18 protein-coding genes and 1 tRNA gene are annotated in these 18,031 nt (G+C 51.4%); 6 read left to right on the top strand and 13 right to left on the bottom strand.

Features of this window, described 5'->3' with window-relative positions:
- Positions 1-121: 121 nt before the first annotated feature.
- The 5 genes from hypE to folB all read right to left on the bottom strand — a co-directional run bounded on the left by hypE (position 122) and on the right by folB (position 4,957).
- Complete coding sequence (hypE, locus tag X965_RS00745) at positions 122-1,141, bottom strand: hydrogenase expression/formation protein HypE (protein WP_036416642.1); 1,020 nt, start codon at positions 1,139-1,141, stop codon at positions 122-124.
- A gap of 1 nt (position 1,142) precedes the next feature.
- Positions 1,143-2,273, bottom strand: a complete 1,131-nt coding sequence (hypD, locus tag X965_RS00740; RefSeq protein ID WP_036416640.1) for a hydrogenase formation protein HypD — start codon at positions 2,271-2,273, stop codon at positions 1,143-1,145.
- A 9-nt stretch (positions 2,274-2,282) separates the two neighbouring features.
- Positions 2,283-3,380: a hydrogenase nickel incorporation protein HypB gene (hypB, locus tag X965_RS00735; RefSeq protein ID WP_072144546.1), complete on the bottom strand. Its 1,098-nt coding sequence runs from the start codon at positions 3,378-3,380 to the stop codon at positions 2,283-2,285.
- Between the two features lie 257 nt (positions 3,381-3,637).
- On the bottom strand, positions 3,638-4,459 hold the full coding sequence (bacA, locus tag X965_RS00725; RefSeq protein WP_004236400.1) for an undecaprenyl-diphosphate phosphatase: 822 nt from the start codon (positions 4,457-4,459) through the stop codon (positions 3,638-3,640).
- A 144-nt stretch (positions 4,460-4,603) separates the two neighbouring features.
- Positions 4,604-4,957 (bottom strand): bifunctional dihydroneopterin aldolase/7,8-dihydroneopterin epimerase, encoded by a 354-nt coding sequence (gene folB / locus X965_RS00720; RefSeq protein ID WP_004240441.1) that lies wholly within the window; start codon positions 4,955-4,957, stop codon positions 4,604-4,606.
- A gap of 108 nt (positions 4,958-5,065) precedes the next feature.
- Between folB and plsY the strand changes: the two genes are divergently transcribed.
- Positions 5,066-5,722 carry a glycerol-3-phosphate 1-O-acyltransferase PlsY gene (gene plsY / locus X965_RS00715; RefSeq protein WP_004240442.1) on the top strand — a complete coding sequence of 219 codons (657 nt, stop codon included), beginning with the start codon at positions 5,066-5,068 and terminating at the stop codon, positions 5,720-5,722.
- 36 nt (positions 5,723-5,758) lie between these two features.
- Here the strand turns inward: plsY and tsaD are convergent, their stop codons facing one another.
- Positions 5,759-6,778, bottom strand: coding sequence for a tRNA (adenosine(37)-N6)-threonylcarbamoyltransferase complex transferase subunit TsaD (gene tsaD / locus X965_RS00710; protein ID WP_004236396.1), 1,020 nt, complete (start codon positions 6,776-6,778; stop codon positions 5,759-5,761).
- 449 nt (positions 6,779-7,227) lie between these two features.
- Between tsaD and rpsU the strand changes: the two genes are divergently transcribed.
- From rpsU to X965_RS00685, 5 genes are all read left to right on the top strand, one after another.
- Entirely contained in the window at positions 7,228-7,443 is a 216-nt protein-coding gene (gene rpsU, locus X965_RS18805) for a 30S ribosomal protein S21 (protein ID WP_004240446.1), read from the top strand.
- Positions 7,444-7,554: 111 nt separating this feature from the next.
- Positions 7,555-9,291 (top strand): DNA primase, encoded by a 1,737-nt coding sequence (gene dnaG / locus X965_RS00700; protein WP_024474555.1) that lies wholly within the window; start codon positions 7,555-7,557, stop codon positions 9,289-9,291.
- A 136-nt stretch (positions 9,292-9,427) separates the two neighbouring features.
- Positions 9,428-11,326, top strand: a complete 1,899-nt coding sequence (gene rpoD, locus X965_RS00695) for an RNA polymerase sigma factor RpoD (RefSeq protein WP_223302412.1) — start codon at positions 9,428-9,430, stop codon at positions 11,324-11,326.
- A 204-nt stretch (positions 11,327-11,530) separates the two neighbouring features.
- Positions 11,531-11,607, top strand: a tRNA-Ile gene (locus X965_RS00690).
- Between the two features lie 191 nt (positions 11,608-11,798).
- On the top strand, positions 11,799-12,503 hold the full coding sequence (locus tag X965_RS00685; protein WP_051997298.1) for a hypothetical protein: 705 nt from the start codon (positions 11,799-11,801) through the stop codon (positions 12,501-12,503).
- Positions 12,504-12,850: 347 nt separating this feature from the next.
- Here the strand turns inward: X965_RS00685 and X965_RS00680 are convergent, their stop codons facing one another.
- The 7 genes from X965_RS00680 to X965_RS00650 form a co-directional block, all read right to left on the bottom strand.
- Positions 12,851-14,512 (bottom strand): terminase large subunit, encoded by a 1,662-nt coding sequence (locus tag X965_RS00680; RefSeq protein WP_036416636.1) that lies wholly within the window; start codon positions 14,510-14,512, stop codon positions 12,851-12,853.
- Positions 14,509-14,862 carry a phage terminase small subunit P27 family gene (locus X965_RS00675; protein WP_036416633.1) on the bottom strand — a complete coding sequence of 118 codons (354 nt, stop codon included), beginning with the start codon at positions 14,860-14,862 and terminating at the stop codon, positions 14,509-14,511. The genes X965_RS00680 and X965_RS00675 overlap by 4 nt, the downstream gene beginning before the upstream one ends.
- A gap of 274 nt (positions 14,863-15,136) precedes the next feature.
- On the bottom strand, positions 15,137-15,583 hold the full coding sequence (locus tag X965_RS00670) for an HNH endonuclease (protein ID WP_036416630.1): 447 nt from the start codon (positions 15,581-15,583) through the stop codon (positions 15,137-15,139).
- Positions 15,584-15,880, bottom strand: coding sequence for a head-tail connector protein (locus X965_RS00665; RefSeq protein WP_036416628.1), 297 nt, complete (start codon positions 15,878-15,880; stop codon positions 15,584-15,586).
- Positions 15,873-16,211, bottom strand: coding sequence for a phage head closure protein (locus tag X965_RS00660; RefSeq protein ID WP_036416625.1), 339 nt, complete (start codon positions 16,209-16,211; stop codon positions 15,873-15,875). The genes X965_RS00665 and X965_RS00660 overlap by 8 nt, the downstream gene beginning before the upstream one ends.
- A complete protein-coding gene (locus X965_RS00655) occupies positions 16,208-17,431 on the bottom strand; it encodes a phage portal protein (RefSeq protein WP_036416623.1) in 1,224 nt (407 codons plus the stop codon). The genes X965_RS00660 and X965_RS00655 overlap by 4 nt, the downstream gene beginning before the upstream one ends.
- Positions 17,431-17,985, bottom strand: a complete 555-nt coding sequence (locus X965_RS00650) for an HK97 family phage prohead protease (protein WP_036416622.1) — start codon at positions 17,983-17,985, stop codon at positions 17,431-17,433. The genes X965_RS00655 and X965_RS00650 overlap by 1 nt, the downstream gene beginning before the upstream one ends.
- Positions 17,986-18,031 lie beyond the last annotated feature (46 nt).

The raw sequence follows: 18,031 nt of genomic DNA, 5'->3' as shown, positions 1-18,031 counted from the left end.
ATCCGGTTTGTGGCAAGGCGGCGAAGTGAGGATATCCCCGGGAGCATACACCAGTATGTGACCGGGGTAGCCGAACGAAGCCAACACAGCCACAGGCCGGAGGATGACGCAGATTCGCAGATCAGCAGATGCGGGGCAGCGGCTCGTTATACGGAAGATCCAACAGCCTGGTCGCGCCGAAAATCCCCTGCACTTTCACCTGTTTTGCTTCTGTTACCTGCCCGATGGTACAGGCGTCCTGACCCAGAGGGCTGTTACGGAGGGCTGCCAGCACGGTGGCTTCGGCTTCCGGGGCTGTGACAATCACCACTTTACCTTCATTGGCAAAATTGAGTGCCTCCAGCCCCAACAGCTCGCACACACCACGTACTGCAGTTTTCAGCGGCAGTTTCTGTTCTTCGATATTCATACCGCATTGTGAAGCATCGGCAAACTCATGCAGGATAGCGGTGACGCCGCCACGGGTGGCATCACGGACAGCTCTGATGCCGTCAATCGCCCGCAAAGGTGCAAGCATCGGCTCCAGAACCGCACAGTCGCTGCGCAGATCAGCATCCAGCCCGAGGTTCTCGCGCAGATTGAGGATCGCCGCACCATGATCACCCAGTGTGCCGCTGACAATAATTTTATCCCCCGGACGGCATTGTGCTGCTGCCCAGTTCAGTTGATGCGGGATCACACCGATACCGGCGGTATTGATAAACACTTTGTCTGCCGCACCGCGCGGCACCACTTTGGTGTCACCGGTCACAATCTGAATACCGTTGGCTTTTACGGCTTCCGCCATGCTGCTGACCAGCTGAGAGAGAATGTCAAACGACAACCCCTCCTCAAGGATAAATCCACAGGAGAGGTAGCGCGGGATTGCGCCACCGACAGACAGATCATTCGCTGTGCCGCACACAGCCAGTTTGCCGATATTGCCGCCGGGGAAAATAATCGGATCAATCACATAGCTGTCGGTGCTGAATGCCAGACGATCACCGGCGGCCTGTAATTCCGCCAGCGGTATTCGAGCCTGATCTTCTTTTTCATTCAGATACGGATTGGAAAATGCCTGCAAAAACAGGGAGTCAATCAGTTGCTGCATCCCCTGTCCGCCGTTGCCCTGGGCCAGAGTGATTTCAGTAATAGGTTTCATGTTATTCTCCGCGCCGATACTGATAATAAGCTGCGCAAGCCCCTTCAGAGGAGACCATCAGTGCGCCGAGTGCCGTTTCCGGTGTGCATGCGTTGCTGAACAGCGGACAGTCCGCCGGTTTGCAGCGGCCTGTTAATACATCCCCGCATCGCGCCTGCGGGTTATCGGCAACAGACTGCGGCTGCGGCCGGAAGCGGCGTTCAGCATCAAATTCATAGTAAGCCGGTGTCAGCTGAATACCGGAGTCCGCGATATTACCCAGTCCGCGCCACTCACTGCTGGCTTTCAGTTCAAAGACTTCCGCCAGTGCTTTCTGCGCCAGCAGATTTCCCTGCTCCGGCACAATGCGGCTGTACTGATTTTCCACCGCCATCGGCGCGTAGTTATCCTGTGCCTGTTTCTTCAGCTGGCGGATAACCATCAGAATAGCTGTCAGCAGATCCAGCGGCTCAAAGCCGGTCACCACAAACGGTTTGGCGAATTCATCACACAGCGGCTGATACGGCGTGCAGCCAATCACCATACTGACGTGCCCCGGCGCGATAAAGCCGTCGATAAACACATCTTTTTGCTCCAGCAGTGTGCGCAGTGTCGGGATAATGGTGATGTGCTGACAAAAAACAGTGAAGTTTTTCAGTCCGGTTTTTTTCGCCAGTTGTAAGGTGGCCGCCGTGCCCGGCATGGTGGTTTCAAAACCGAGCCCGAAGAAAACAACCTCTTTGTCCGGATTATCACGGGCAATAGTCAGCGCATCCAGCGGGGAATAGACAATGCGGATGTCGCTGCCGTGACGGCGGGCATCCAGCAGCGAACCGCCGCGTCCGGGAACGCGCATGGCATCCCCGAAAGTGCAGAAAATCACACCCGGACGGGCCGCGATTTCCAGGCAGGCATCAATACGCCCCATCGGCAGCACACAAACCGGGCAACCCGGTCCGTGAACAAATTCCACTGAATCAGGCAGCAGTTTATCCAGACCGAATTTAAAGATGGCGTGAGTATGGCCGCCGCACACTTCCATAATCTGCAAAGGCTGTTTCAGCGGATGCGGCCACGAAGCCATCTCTTCCCGGATCTGCGCCAGCAGTTTTTCTGCCAGTGCCGGATCACGGAACTCATCAACAAAACGCATAGACATCCCTTATTCCGCCACAGCGCGCTGCTGATTTACCTTGCTCAGGCGATCCTGTAACCAGGCAACCCATTCATCCATTCCTTCACCGGTGGTGGCTGACAGAACAATGACATCGATATCCGGATTCACACGGCGTGCCGCATTCACACAGGCTTCAATATTGACATTCACATACGGCAGCAGGTCGATTTTGTTAATCAGCATCAGGTCTGCGGCAGCAAACATATGCGGGTATTTCAGTGGTTTATCTTCACCTTCTGTTACTGACAGAATTGCCACTTTATGCTGCTCACCCAGATCAAAACCGGCAGGGCAGACCAGGTTACCGACATTTTCGATAAATAACAGGCTGTTATCTTTCAGTCCGAGGTGATGCATGGCGTCATGCACCATCTGCGCATCCAGGTGACACCCTTTGCCGGTATTGACCTGAATCGCCGGTACGCCGGTTGCGCGGATCCGCTCAGCATCATTGGTGGTTTGCTGGTCGCCTTCAATCACAGCACATGGAACTTTGTCTTTCAGGTAATTGAGTGTGCGGGTCAGTAATGTGGTTTTGCCGGAGCCGGGACTGGATACCAGGTTCAGCGCCAGAATGCCCTGCTCCTGTAAATGTTCGCGGTTATGGACGGCGATTTGGTTGTTTTTATCCAGCACCCCCATCTCAATCTGCACCATCCGTTTCTGGGTCAGGCCCGGCGCGTGTGTGCCCGCTTCGCCCATCCCGTAATGCATATTGTCTTTATCAATTACCGGCGCAAAAGCCGCTGCATGGTCATGACCGTGGTCGTGTTCATGTGAATGATGATGGTCGTGAGCATGTTCGTGCTCATGAGAATGGCTGTGGCCGTGCCCGTGATCATGAGTGTGTTCATGTCCGTGGCTGTGCTCATGACTGTATCCGTGAGCATGCTCTTCACCGGCTTCACGGCCGTCATAATAATAGTGATTCACATCGCCGTTATGATGATAGTGGTGGTGATGAATGATGACGGGGCGGGAATGGTTGTCATGTTCATGATGATGGTGATCATGGCCGTGGTGGTCGTGGCTGTGACCTTCAATCTGCACGTTTCCTTCGCTGCAACCGCATGTGCTGCACATAATCCTGACTCCTGCTCGATTTATTGGCTCCGGCGCGGCATTGTGGTCAGACTCGTGACAGGTGCGGAGCATCTGATCACGCTGTGTCGGGCAGTCAACATAAATAAAATATTACACATAAAAGCCGGTAAACCATTACCAGCTTTTATGTATCCGTTATTAATTATATTAGTAGCAAATCTGCGGAGTGCCCGCTTTGACTTTGCGCAGGTCAGATGGATTTTCCCTGCGCAAAGAGTGATGTGTTTACGCGAAACTCAGTGGACAAACACCACGTAAACGGCAGCAGCCACAATAAAGCGGTAGATAGCAAACGGGATAAAGGAGATACGTTTAATCAGTGACAGGAAGGTTTTCATGGCAATCAGCGCCACAATAAACGCAGCCAGGAAACCGACCGCAAACATCGGAATATCCGAGTTGCTCAGGAAATGCCAGCTCTTGTATAAATCCAGTGCTGTCGCGCCCATCATCATCGGTACGGCCAGAATAAAGGAAAACTCTGATGCAGTGTAACGGTTGATCCCCATCAGCATACCGCCGGAGATGGTGGCACCCGAACGGGAGAATCCCGGCCACAGAGCCAGGCACTGGAAACAGCCGATGGCAAACGCCTGACGGTAGCTGATATCATCAAGACCAGTAGCCTGCACCTTCTTCGGCTTAAAGACTTCAGCCACAATCAGCAGGATACCGCCCGCAACCAGCGCGTACATCACATTCACCGGATTAAACAGAGACTTAATCTGATCCCGCAGCAGTAAACCGAGAACCACCGCCGGTAACATAGCAATAATAATGTGGAGTAAATTCAGTTTTCCCTGAGTCTGTCCTTCATGGGGAACCCGGCCGAAGTGAATACCGATAAGGGCAAACATCCGCCGCCAGAACAGGAAAACCACCGCCAGGATGGAACCGAGCTGGATAACCACTTCAAACGTTTTTGCTTTATCGCCGGTAAAGCCGATAAGCTCAGCAACAATAATCATATGACCGGTTGATGACACCGGCAGAAATTCGGTTAATCCTTCAACAACCCCGAGAATCAATGCATGCAGTAAACTTGTGATATCGCCCATATAACGCCCTGTATGGCAGATAAAATAAAGCACTCCCGGACGCGGGAATGCCGGATACGGAGAACAGCATATGACGCAAGTGTGACAATTTCATGACACCCTCAGCGCTTTTATGACAGTTCCGCTGACGGCATTATGACAACATCAGGCCGCACTTCGTTCAATAATGACACCCACTTCTTCCGCCTGTGCCACCGCACCCGGCTTAGCCACGCAAATACGGACCCAAGGGGTGCCGAACTCAGTCAGTAATAATGACGCCACTTCTTCCGCCACACGTTCCACCAGTGCGAACTGTCTTGTCTGCACATAATCCAGAATCGCAGTGCTCACGCTGGCGTAATCGAGACAATGTTCCACATCGTCACTCTCAGATGCGCGTTTGTTATCCCAGTGCATTTCGATATCGAGCACTAATTTCTGCGTAATATCCTTTTCCCAGTCGTAAGCACCAATCGTTGTAAAAACAACAAGTTTCTTAATAAAAACAACATCCATCCGCATTTACCTCGTTTTTTTATGCTCATCGGATATCACTTCCCATGAAATATGCGTATTATCCATGGAGGCCAATAACTGTAATTTACCGTCTGTCAGGAGAGAAGCATGAGTGGAATCGCGCTTGGTATGATCATCTTCGCTTATCTGCTGGGATCAATTTCCAGTGCGATCCTGATCTGCCGTCTTGCGGGACTGCCGGATCCGCGGCATCACGGCTCCGGAAACCCGGGGGCGACCAACGTGCTGCGCATCGGCGGCAAACTGGCGGCTGCCGGTGTCCTTATCTGCGACGTACTCAAGGGTATGCTGCCGGTCTGGCTCGCTTACCTCCTGCAAATACCGTATTTTTACCTCGGCATTATCGCCATTGCCGCCTGTTTAGGCCATATTTATCCGGTATTTTTCCACTTTAAAGGCGGAAAAGGCGTGGCAACGGCATTTGGTTCGATTGCCGCCATCGGCTGGGATCTGACCGGACTGGTTGCCGGAACCTGGCTGCTGACCGTGCTGCTGAGTGGTTACTCATCATTAGGCGCGATTGTCAGTGCGCTGGTGGCACCGTTTTATGTCTGGTGGTTCAAACCGGAGTTTACCTTCCCGGTCGCCATGCTCTCCTGTCTGGTGCTTATCCGCCATCATGACAATATTCAGCGGTTGTGGCGCGGACAAGAAAGTCGCATCTGGCAGAAGCTGAAGAAAAAGCGGGCCAAAACGGATAAAGAGATAATCCAGGAAGCGAAAGAGCAGGAAAAAGAGGATTAAAAAAAGGCGCTGAAGCGCCTTTTTTGTGTCCGGAAATTATTTGTCCAGCGGCGGTAACTCAGCCAGCGGCCACCGCGGACGGACAGTCACGCCTAATTCACTGCGCATACCGCCTTTGAAGCGGATCATCCCGGCCAGCGCGATCATCGCACCGTTATCCGTACACAGTTCAGGACGGGCATAGAACGCTTCTCCGCCCAGTTTTTGCAGTGTCTGCGCCATGCGTTCGCGCAGCGTGCGGTTTGCACTCACGCCGCCTGCCATCACCAGCCGTTTAAATCCGGTCTGCTCCAGCGCGCGTTTGCATTTGATCACCAGCGTATCGACCACCGCATCTTCAAAAGCACGGGCGATATCCGCCTTTGTCTGGTCTGAATCATCATTCTGATGAATGGTATTAGCGGCAAAGGTTTTCAGCCCGGAGAAGCTGAAATCCAGCCCCGGCCGGTCGGTCATCGGACGCGGGAAGGTAAAACGTCCCGGCGTGCCCTGTGCTGCCATGCGTGACAGTGCAGGCCCGCCCGGATAATCCAGTCCCAGTAATTTGGCTGTTTTATCAAAGGCTTCACCGGCTGCATCATCGATAGATTCACCCAGCAGCGTGTATTCACCGATACCGGTCACACTGATTAACTGCGTATGACCGCCGGATACCAGCAGCGCGACAAACGGAAACTCCGGCTGATGTTCTTCCAGCATCGGTGCCAGCAGATGGCCTTCCATATGGTGAACCGGCACCGCCGGGACATCCCAGGAAAACGCCAGCGCACGGCCGACTGTTGCCCCGACCATCAGCGCCCCGACCAGCCCCGGTCCTGCGGTATAGGCCACCGCATCAATATCCTGTGCCGTCAGACCGGCTTCTTTCAGCGCAGCCTGAATCAGCGGCACCGTTTTCCGGATATGGTCACGGGATGCCAGTTCCGGCACCACGCCGCCGTAATCTGCGTGGACTTTGATCTGGCTGTATAACTGATTAGCCAGCAAACCGGCTTCATCATCATAAATTGCGATTCCGGTTTCATCGCAGGACGTTTCAATGCCTAACACTCGCATGGGACTTAACTCGCTGGAACAAAAACTGACGGGACTGGCGGCGGACAGCAGGAAGCAAATCCGTCTCCGCAAAGAGAACAGTGTATCACCATAATGGCGTGCTGACAGGTATTAAGGTGAAATACGGGGCTTTTCTGTCGTATTTTTATTCAGCAAAAACCGCTTATTCACAGGATGAACACAGTTATCCACATACTTTTCCCCTGCATAACGGATTTCTGTTGCTGACAAATCGCCGCGTATCCGCTATAATCTGCACCCTCTGTAAAACCCCTGTCGGGTGTGCGGATCCGGTCTTGGCGGTAACACCTGACCATATCCGGGGTATTTCTCTGTCTGATTATCCACAGCACTTTACAACGTGGGTCACATTGAAGTAAAATTCCGCACCATTTTAAAGACAACTGGCATAACGCCAGTACAGACCTATTTATTGAGGTGAGAGGCACATGCCGGTAATTAAAGTACGTGAAAACGAGCCATTTGACGTTGCACTGCGTCGTTTCAAACGTTCCTGCGAAAAAGCAGGCGTATTAGCTGAAGTACGTCGTCGTGAGTTTTATGAAAAACCAACGACTGTACGTAAACGCGCTAAAGCATCTGCTGTTAAGCGTCACGCTAAGAAACTGGCTCGCGAAAACGCACGTCGCACTCGTCTGTACTAATCGCTGCGGCCGCGCCGCAACTTAGTCAGACCGCAGTAGTTGCAGTTAATGGCCGTGTTTCCGGAAGGAAGCGCGGCTTATTATCGTTATCAGACAGGCGAAAAAGGGGTTATGGCCGGGCGCATTCCACGCACATTTATCAACGACTTATTAGCGAGAACCGATATCATCGATCTTATCGATGTCAGGGTGCCGCTGAAAAAACACGGTAAAAATCACCAGGCGTGTTGTCCTTTCCACAACGAAAAAACTCCCTCTTTTACAGTCAGCAGCGATAAACAGTTTTACCACTGCTTCGGCTGTGGTGCCCACGGCAATGCTATTGATTTTTTAATTAATTATGACCGGCTCGAGTTTGTCGAGGCGATCGAAGAATTAGCAGCAATGCACGGGCTGGATGTTCCTTATGAAACCGGAAGCGGCAGCAGCCAGATAGAAAAACATCAGCGCCAGAACCTGTATCAGCTGATGGAAAAACTGGACAGCTTTTACCGCCATGCATTACAGGCCGATAACGCCGGTCATGCCCGTGAGTATCTGAACCGCCGGGGTCTGAGTCAGGAAATTATCAGCCGGTTTGCAATCGGCTATGCCCCCGCCGGATGGGACAACGTTCTCAAACGCTTTGCCCGCAGTGAGGATGATCGTCAGCAATTGCTGGATGCCGGCATGTTAGTGGTCAATGATAACGGCCGCTGCTATGACCGTTTCCGGGAACGTGTGATGTTTCCTATCCGCGACCGGCGCGGCCGGGTAATTGCCTTCGGCGGACGTGTTCTTGATGACGCACTGCCGAAATACCTGAATTCACCGGAAACCGATATTTTTCATAAGGGCCGCCAGTTATTCGGGCTGTATGAAGCGCAGCAGAATAACCGCGAACTGTCCCGCATCCTTGTGGTGGAAGGCTATATGGATGTGGTTGCCCTGGCACAGTTCGGTATTGATTATGCGGTGGCCTCACTCGGGACATCGACAACGGCAGAGCACATACAGTTGCTCTATCGGACATCTGATACCATAATTTGTTGTTATGACGGAGACCGCGCCGGACGTGAAGCCGCCTGGCGGGCACTCGAAACTGCTCTTCCCCATCTTAATGACGGGCGGCAGCTTCGTTTTATGTTTTTACCGGACGGCGACGATCCGGATTCACTGGTGCGCCGCGAAGGCCGTGAAGCCTTCGAGCAGCGGCAGAATGAGGCACACAGTCTGTCTCAGTTTCTGTTCGATACCCTGCTGCGCCAGGTGGATATGAGCACCCCGGAGGGGCGCAGCAAGCTGAATGCCCTCGCCATGCCGCTGATAAGCCGCGTGCCGGGTGAAGCCCAACAGGCGTTTTTATTGCAGGATCTGGGCAATTTACTCGGATTACCGGATATCACGCAGCTCAAACAGGCGGTCCGCCAGAGTGAAAACAGTCCCGGTTATCAGGCTCCGAAACTGAAACCGACTACCATGCGGATCCTGATTGCCCTGCTGGTGCAGAATCCGCAGTTTGCACAATTAGTGCCGCCGCTGGAATCCATTGATACCAGCCGTATTGCCGGTTTTTCATTATTCAGGGAGCTGATTGATACCTGTTTATCACAGCCCGGGCTGACCACCGGTCAGTTACTGGAACACTACCGTGATAATAAATTAGCGCCACAGCTTGAAAAACTGGCCGGATGGAACGATATAGAGATAGATGAGATAGCAGAAAAAACCTTCAAAGATGCCTTAAATCATCTGGTGGTATCTGCTCTCAATGACAGATTTAACTTCCTGATCGCCAAAGAGCGGACAGAAGGTCTGACCCCTGAAGAGCGCAATGAAGTGAGTCTTCTCGTGCGGGTCCGGCAATAAGTATTATTATTAAACTATGATGAATATAACGGCTTAAGTGCCGCAGACAGCAGGAACAGCCCTGCATGCCATGTCACCAAGGTTCATGGCCGAAGAAAAGAAATCCTTGATTGTTATTGTTGCTGGCTAAGTTGTTTTGCCGACCAACACAAACCTAAATACTCAGAAGTGTGGATACCGTCTTATGGAGCAAAACCCGCAGTCACAGCTGAAACTTCTTGTCACCCGTGGTAAGGAGCAAGGCTATCTGACCTATGCTGAAGTCAATGACCATCTGCCTGAAGATATCGTCGATTCTGATCAGATCGAAGATATTATCCAGATGATCAATGACATGGGCATTCAGGTAATGGAAGAAGCACCTGATGCTGATGATCTGATGCTGGCAGAGAATTCAACAGACACCGATGATGATGCAGCCGAAGCTGCAGCACAAGTCCTCTCAAGTGTAGAATCGGAAATTGGCCGGACCACTGACCCTGTACGTATGTATATGCGTGAAATGGGGACGGTAGAACTGTTGACCCGCGAAGGCGAAATTGACATTGCCAAGCGCATCGAAGATGGCATCAATCAGGTTCAGTGTTCCGTTGCTGAATATCCTGAGGCAATCACGTATTTACTCGATCAGTACGACCGCGTTGAAGCAGGCGAAGTCCGTCTTTCTGACCTGATTACCGGCTTTGTTGACCCGAACGCGGAAGAAGATCTGGCACCAACCGCAACCAACATCGGTTCTGAGCTGCCGGCCGAAGAATTAAACAAAGATGACGACGACGAAGACGAAGAAGAAGAGGATGACAGTGACAGCGATGACGATAACAGCATCGATCCTGAACTGGCTCGTCAGAAATTCGAAGCGCTGCGTGTGCAGCATGAAAAAGCGCGTCAGCAGATTAAAATTCACGGCCGCGACCACCCGAACACCAATGCGGAAATCCAGCAGCTCTCTGAAGTTTTCAAAGAGTTCCGTTTAGTTCCGAAGCAGTTTGACCATCTGGTCAACAACATGCGTGAAATGATGGATCGTGTCCGTCAGCAGGAACGCTACATCATGAAACTCTGCGTTGAGCAGAGCAAAATGCCGAAGAAAAACTTCATCACCCTGTTCACCGGCAATGAAACCAGTGATTCCTGGTTTACTGCTGCTGTCGCGATGAACAAACCGTGGTCTGAAAAACTGCAGGATGTCGCGGAAGAAGTTGAACGCAGCCTGCAACGTCTGCGTCAGATTGAAGAAGAAACCGGCCTGACCATTGAACAGGTCAAAGATATTAACCGCCGCATGTCTATCGGTGAAGCGAAAGCCCGCCGTGCGAAAAAAGAGATGGTTGAGGCGAACTTACGTCTGGTTATCTCTATCGCGAAAAAATACACCAACCGTGGCCTGCAGTTCCTGGATCTGATTCAGGAAGGTAACATCGGTCTGATGAAAGCGGTTGATAAATTTGAATACCGTCGTGGTTATAAGTTCTCAACCTATGCCACCTGGTGGATCCGTCAGGCGATTACCCGCTCTATCGCGGACCAGGCGCGTACTATCCGTATCCCGGTGCATATGATTGAGACTATCAACAAACTCAACCGTATCTCCCGTCAGATGCTTCAGGAGATGGGCCGTGAGCCGTCACCGGAAGAACTGGCAGAGCGGATGCTGATGCCGGAAGATAAAATCCGCAAAGTGCTGAAAATCGCCAAAGAGCCAATCTCAATGGAAACACCGATTGGTGATGATGAAGATTCGCACTTAGGGGATTTCATCGAGGATACCACCCTCGAACTGCCGCTGGATTCAGCCACCTCAGAGAGCCTGCGTTCCGCAACTCACGAAGTGCTGGCCGGCCTGACCCCGCGTGAAGCGAAAGTTCTGCGTATGCGTTTCGGTATTGATATGAATACTGACCACACGCTGGAAGAAGTGGGTAAACAGTTTGACGTTACCCGCGAACGTATCCGTCAGATTGAAGCGAAGGCACTGCGCAAACTGCGCCACCCGAGCCGTTCTGAAGTGTTACGCAGCTTCCTGGACGAATAATCCGCTTCAGGATCAGAGCATTATCAGGTGCCGTTTAACGGCGCCTTTTTTTATGCTTATTCATTGCCGGACAAGAAGTAATTCACTTACACAATTGATATTCAGAAATCATTTTTGACAGGCAATATTCCGCTCATAAAACAGTCAGATAGACAAGAAACGCTAGACCCCGCAGACAACTGGCAGTATAATCTCACCCACTTCGGCCCCTTAGCTCAGTTGGTTAGAGCACGCGACTCATAATCGCTTGGTCACTGGTTCAAGTCCAGTAGGGGCCACCAAATTTATCAAGGAGTTACGTTAACAGCGTGGCTCCTTTGTTTTTTCCAGGATACCTATAGGATACCAGCGAACGGTAATATGCGGTATCCATAGCTAACCGATTAGACAAGATAGTTCCATTTTTCCAATAAATTCATCTCAACAATACTGTTGATTTATCGGTAAACGTTAGATTTTGAAGGAAATATGCATGGATTTTTTTATCAATGTTGTAAATAACTCATGGTTTATAGGTATAGCAGGCGGTATTGTCAGCAGTTTGGCCACATATTGGTTGAGTCGGTTATTTTTTTCAAATAAAGACAATAAAGAATATTTGCAAAAAACCAATTCTGTAAATAATGAAATTATATATGCATTGCGTCTTGGTATATCCGAAGGGTGCCTACCTAAGCGTGAAGTCATACTTAGATTAATTAAAGCAACGTGCCGCAAGAAAGGTGTAAGCGTCAAAGACGCTTATTCTTATAGTGAAATAATTGAGGATTTAACCAAGGAAGTCATGGATTCAAGTTTTATTTCATCTAATAATAAAATGCAATATTGTGATCTACTATCATCTTCTTTATCTGATTTTAGTATCGCTGAAAAATCAATAATAGAAAGTGATAATGCAAGCACGACCGCGGCTACAGCGCGGGATATGAGAACTAAAAACATTACCGAATTCAGTGTTTTTTTTGCGACCGTGACTGGTTTGCTCACGTTAATGATGACTCTTATTTCAAGTTCCAGAGATAAATTCAATATATTATTTGAGATGTTTGGTTTTTTAAGGTGGGTAGCACCTATCTTCATGATTATAATTTCTTTATTTATTGCTATTTTTGTTATTACCACCATAAAAAAGAACAAAAAAACATTAATTGCCAGTAGTGATATTAAACAGAAATAATTTTTTCTTGAATTTTTTAGTCTCCTTGATATTAAGGAGTCCTGTTTATGAAGGCTTGGATTCAAGCTGTCCTGAAAGCGGGTTGGTACGTCTGGCGTACTGACCAAAGGCTAACTCGTTGATATCTTCGGGGAACGCCATTGGCGGCTTCCGACGAAATTCTTCACAATCTATCAACTATCGGTATAACTGATTGATAACTGCGGAAACCGGCGGAAGGTATGGTCATATGACCATTGTTGAGATGAACCAAATTTGGATCATCACTTTTACCCCGTTGGGGAGAAAGGGCTATCCGTGAGATAAATGACATTCCGCAAATTTGCGTCATGATAAAAATCAGCATCTTACACACCATCAAACGTACTCAGCCGCTGCTGCTGTTCACCGGTCAGGCTGAAAGCAAAGTCCTCATGCTCAATCTGCCACGTCCCGAAACTCATCAGGAATGCGATAGCCGGATCTATTTTATTGGCAGACTTCTTTTTGTTCGGTTTGATATTGGCGTTCGCATCCGTTTCCATCACCACATTGGACATCGCCCAGGTCAGCACCGGATCCCCGTTGTGCCGGATGATTTTACGGTTAACGAATACCTCGGCGGATTTGGCTACCGGGCTGAATTTCATATAGGTTTGCGGGAACGCCTCAACGTCCAGCCCTGCGCCCTGTAGCTGCGTTCTGAGGTGAGTTGCGTTCCACGTATCAAAGCCGGTTAACCGGATGCTGAACTGCTGGCTGTCCCGCAGAATGTCATCACGGATGCGGTCATAGTCGATACAGTCCCCCGGGGTTGTTCTGAGCCAGCCGGATTTAACCCACTGGCGGTAAATGGCTCTGTTCTTATTGGCAGGATTCTGTAGCTGTGCTTCCGGGATATAGTGCCGGGTCAGTAACCAGAGTTCATTTTCCACCGGGAACGTGTAGCAGACGCTGGTGATATCCCCCGTTGATGATAAATCCATACCGGCGTAACACTCCATACCGCGCAGGTCTCGTTCCTCATAATCCAGCGCACAGGCAGCCCACGCTCCCTCACCCATCCACGGTGTCTCACCCTGACACCAGATATTGAAGCGTTTTGTTAACATTTCCGTCCACTGCGAGGGAATACCCCGGGCTTTCTGTATCGTGTCATACAGGGCATCACCGTCAACTGACACGTTCAGATTGGGATTGGCCTTTATCCAGAGCCGCTCATCATCAATCTCTTTCTCGTCGTCCAGTTCGTAAATCAGGGCAAACAGCGATTCATTCTGCTCCTCACCGGCGAGGATCTGGCAGCAGTAATCATAATGCTGCTTACAGGCTGAAATAACATTACTGCCGGCGGTGGTGATAGCAAACAGAATACCCTCGGGACGCGCGCCCATTCCCAGCTCAAGGGCAGAGTAAACCGCATTATCCGGGTGCAGATGATACTCATCGACGATCGCCAGGCTCGGGTTAGTCCCCTCGATAGTGGCCGCTTTTGCCGCCAGCGGCTTTAACAGGCTGTTGCGCTTCGGATTAATGACTTTATGCTGCTGTATCTGTACCCGTTTTTTCAGCGGTTTTGCCAGCAGGCACATCTGCCGGGCATCATCAAACACAATCCGCGCCTGATCCCGGCTGACGGCGGCGGTGTAAATATCCTGCTGCCCGTCCTCCATCACCAGAAACCAGTTTGCCAGTATGGCGGCCACCGTGGATTTGGCATTTTTCCGGGGCACCTGAATATAGGCACTGCGGTATTTCCGGCGGCCGGTCGCCCGAACCTTAAACCCCAGCAGGTTGGCAAACGTGAACTGCTGCCACGGCTCAAGCTCTATCGGCTTACCCCGCAGATGCCCCTTAACGTGCGGACAGACACGGGAGAACCCGGTAAAGCGCGTCACAATCGCTGTATCGAACGTGTAAAGCGGGTTATTCAGGTCAGAATAGTAACGCTCAACGGCCTGTTTTAAACGCTTACAGGCCGGTATTCTGCCGCTTCTGATATCCTCAGCGTACTGCTCCCACGGATTCACAGGCGATCTAACTCGTCTTCTTCGCCTGTTTCCACCGGATTTTTACGGCGTGACACCGGATCAAATCCCAGCAGCGAGGACATTTTAATCATGATTTTTTCCGCGTCCGCTTTCGCTTTTAATGACGGGTTACTGGTGGCCGCCCCGCGTGAACCCTCAACGGCAAAACCGCGCAACTCAATGTCCTCAACGGCTTTGCGGTAGATACCATAGTTAACGCAGTACAGTTCGAGGTTGCTCCAGTCCGCCGGAGTCAGGTCGCCGCGTTCGGCCAGTTGCTTCGCCCGTGCTTTCCACTGCTGCGAGGCAATCTCATTTAAATACATCGGGGGTTTTGGTGCTCTTGCCATAATTATCTGTTTTTCCTGTACTTACTGCTATTGAAAAAATTACCGTGCGTAAAAATCTGAGGAAGCCGCCGGTGCCACGAAGAGGGGCGTTTGTCATTTCAGATACCCCCACCCCCTCTGTGCGCTCCTCTATCGATTCCGGAAGCACTCGGTTATCTCCCGGTCACGCTGTGATGTGCGTTTCACCACGGACTTCTCAGAACGTTTCAGTTTCTGCTGTCTGTACGGTTCACTGTGTTTCAGCAGCCCGTTAATCAGTTGATTTATCTCATCATCACGCATTGCGGTTATACTCATGTATCCAGTCGTTACGGTGTTCAGCCCTTTCTTCCTGCTCCCGGTAATCTCCGTTCTTACGCTTCTGCTTGGTGAGCGGGTCGTGCTTGAATGTCTTAATGTTATGGCAGGCGTGACATAACGACTGGTGATTCCATTCAGGCCAGAACAGGACATCACTGCCGCCGTCAACCGGGATGATGTGGTCAACGATGGTTGCAGGGGTATACACTGTCAGCCTCAGGCAATGAGCGCATAACGGATTCCGTTTAAGATAGCCCAGCCGGTACTTGTCCCATGCGGGTGTATAGCCACGCTCACGTCTTGATCCGCGTCTGCTGTCCTGCTGCCGCCGGGCTTCCCGTTTATGTTCATCACAGCGGCCTGACTTCACCCGCTTGTTACAGCCGGGATAACTGCACCGCTTTAAAGGTTGCCATGCCATTTAATACACTCCCGGATCACGGTAGACTGACCACAGGGATTTCAGGGCAAACGGCACCTCATTCAGTTTCAGTTCGCTGACTGTCTCCCGGTTTTCGTACAGCATCCCGATATACATCAGGCAGCCAACCTTAACCGCCGGGGTGAATGCCAGTCCCTCATCAAACCGTTTCCCGATGTGCCGCTGGCAGACTTCCAGTGCGGCGGCCGCATATCCTGTCAGCAGGTCATCATCAAGGGTAAAGCTCTCATCCAGACGGCAGTGCTGCTTAATCTCGTTCAGTGATATATCAGGCATATGCTGCCCCTCCTTTACACAGCAGTTCAAGCCGGGTGCGTTTCGGGTCAGGTATCACCGCCACCACATCAAAGCTGTCACCCTGTGTATTGCCGTCATGAACCACAATCAGGTTATCGGTATTGATATCAGGACGGTAACGCAGCCAGATCCGCAGGGTAGCCTCCGCGTAAACCGTGCCTGAACTCAGCAGCTCACGGCCGCCTATTGCTTTAACCTCAGCCCATACCGTCGCCACATCCACCCAGCGGGTTCTCTGGTCTCCCAGGCTGCCCTCATACGTTTCCTGTTTCCGGATGGTTATCCGGTGTCTCAGATGTCCGGCTCTCACTCGTCAGCCTCCTGTTTTTTCCTGCTGCTGACCTCAATATGCTGTTTCCATGCCTGGCTGAACTCATCACCACCTTCACGCGGTGGCAGCCCCTCACGTTCACGGGCTTCATTCGGGCACATCACACCGGATTTAATAGCGGTTTCATAACTGAGAAAACGTTCGTGGGGGTTGGCACGGAGTAAATCGGCGGTGTCAAATTCCACCTGGTAACGGATGCCGGGCACCGGGGAAGCCACCAGCAGGGCTGATTTTATCTGCTGCTCAAAGTTTGCCAGCCACGGGCGCATAGTGATTGTCAGCAGCGCACGGGATGCCTCACTGAAATTACTGTACGTGCTGTTGGAATACTCCTGCAGGAATATCGGGCTGATATTGAACATCCGTGCGATATCCTCAATCGTGAACCGGCGGGAAGCCAGCCACTCAGCATCCTGATTACTCATCCCTAACTGAGCGTACTTCATTCCGCCCTCAAGGATCGGCGTTTTACCGGCATTGCGTGCGCCCTTGTACCGCTCCAGCGCATCAAGAGCTTTCTGCCCTTTGGTGCCGTCCAGCCATTCACCCGACTCAATCACCCCCGCCGCCATCATGCCGTCTTTCATGATACTGGCTCCGTGACGCTGCTGCGCCAGCCCTAAGCCCAGCGTTTCCCGGCAGATAGTGACCGGCGAACGACCCAGAAAACCATCTTCTGTGGCATAACGCAGATGCAGGATTTCTTCCTGTAAATACGTTTTAACCTTACCGCTGTACGGTTCTGTGATGGTGTAGCTGTACCGGTGATCGCTCAGGCGGTTCGGTACTACTGCGGCAGGCGGGTACGGGTGCAGAGATTCCGGCTGGCCGTCTCTGCCCCAGCGGATCACCGCGTAGGCATTCCCGTTCAGCAGGCAGTGACGCATCAGTGTGCGTTTAAACTGAAAGGCTGTCTGGCAGTCGTTCGGGGTTTCATTGAGCAGATAGTCAACGGGGTGATCATTCAGCCACTCACGGGACTCACGGCCTTTATCGTTGTGAGAGCGGTAGAGGTAACACGGCATGGAGGCCACCGCCTCACTGATAACCGTCACAGCATTCATCACCGCCGGTAATCCCTCGGCAACGGACGGAGAGACATATTCGCCGGATTTGGTATTGGGGACACCCGCCAGAGACATAAATTCATCAATCGTCATACTGCGGTTTTCCGGCTGTTTACGTCTGAACGGCCACATTATTCCACCTCAGTCAATTGTAACCAGCGGTCAAAATCTTTTACCGCTCGCGGTTTTGCCGCAAACAACGAACGTTTGGCGATTTCCACGCCGCTGTCCGGATATGCCGGAATACTGGTCACCGTGATTTCCCGCAACTCAGCCTCAAGTACCGTCCTGACATACGGCTCCTGCCCGATATCCCACTGATCTTTTATGGCACGAAAACCAAAGCTCATGCCGTCAATATCACCGCGTTCAACCAGGGCCAGCACATCCCGGCCTAACTGCGTATCCGGCGGGGTTAACTCAAAACGTAACCCAGTGGTATCTTCGGAAAGCTGTAAAGTGCCTGATGTGGTGCGCCCCAGCAGGTTGGTGTGGTCATGCTCATAAAGTGCCCGGACATCACTACCGGATTGCAGACTGGCTTTAAACGCATCCGGGGCAAACTGTTCGGTAAACTCGTCCCACAGAACGTGAGAGCGGTGATTCCATTTGATAACGTAGCCCACCAGCTTTTTATCACTGGCTGACAGGGTGGCGGTGCGGATCTCTAAATCGGTATTGTTCATGCAATGACTCCTGACAGGAAAGGGCGCCCTGACACAGCAGGGGCAC

Source organism: Morganella sp. EGD-HP17, assembly GCF_000512315.2.
Lineage (GTDB): Bacteria > Pseudomonadota > Gammaproteobacteria > Enterobacterales > Enterobacteriaceae > Morganella > Morganella morganii.
This window is presented reverse-complemented; position numbering and strand designations above follow the sequence as displayed.

Coding starts and splice junctions, on each gene's coding strand:
- hypE (WP_036416642.1), bottom strand. CDS start 1,141: ATGAAACCTATTACTGAAATCACTCTGGCCCAGGGCAACGGCGGACAG.
- hypD (WP_036416640.1), bottom strand. CDS start 2,273: ATGCGTTTTGTTGATGAGTTCCGTGATCCGGCACTGGCAGAAAAACTG.
- hypB (WP_072144546.1), bottom strand. CDS start 3,380: ATGTGCAGCACATGCGGTTGCAGCGAAGGAAACGTGCAGATTGAAGGT.
- bacA (WP_004236400.1), bottom strand. CDS start 4,459: ATGGGCGATATCACAAGTTTACTGCATGCATTGATTCTCGGGGTTGTT.
- folB (WP_004240441.1), bottom strand. CDS start 4,957: ATGGATGTTGTTTTTATTAAGAAACTTGTTGTTTTTACAACGATTGGT.
- plsY (WP_004240442.1), top strand. CDS start 5,066: ATGAGTGGAATCGCGCTTGGTATGATCATCTTCGCTTATCTGCTGGGA.
- tsaD (WP_004236396.1), bottom strand. CDS start 6,778: ATGCGAGTGTTAGGCATTGAAACGTCCTGCGATGAAACCGGAATCGCA.
- rpsU (WP_004240446.1), top strand. CDS start 7,228: ATGCCGGTAATTAAAGTACGTGAAAACGAGCCATTTGACGTTGCACTG.
- dnaG (WP_024474555.1), top strand. CDS start 7,555: ATGGCCGGGCGCATTCCACGCACATTTATCAACGACTTATTAGCGAGA.
- X965_RS00685 (WP_051997298.1), top strand. CDS start 11,799: ATGGATTTTTTTATCAATGTTGTAAATAACTCATGGTTTATAGGTATA.
- X965_RS00675 (WP_036416633.1), bottom strand. CDS start 14,862: ATGGCAAGAGCACCAAAACCCCCGATGTATTTAAATGAGATTGCCTCG.
- X965_RS00670 (WP_036416630.1), bottom strand. CDS start 15,583: ATGGCATGGCAACCTTTAAAGCGGTGCAGTTATCCCGGCTGTAACAAG.
- X965_RS00665 (WP_036416628.1), bottom strand. CDS start 15,880: ATGCCTGATATATCACTGAACGAGATTAAGCAGCACTGCCGTCTGGAT.
- X965_RS00655 (WP_036416623.1), bottom strand. CDS start 17,431: ATGTGGCCGTTCAGACGTAAACAGCCGGAAAACCGCAGTATGACGATT.
- X965_RS00650 (WP_036416622.1), bottom strand. CDS start 17,985: ATGAACAATACCGATTTAGAGATCCGCACCGCCACCCTGTCAGCCAGT.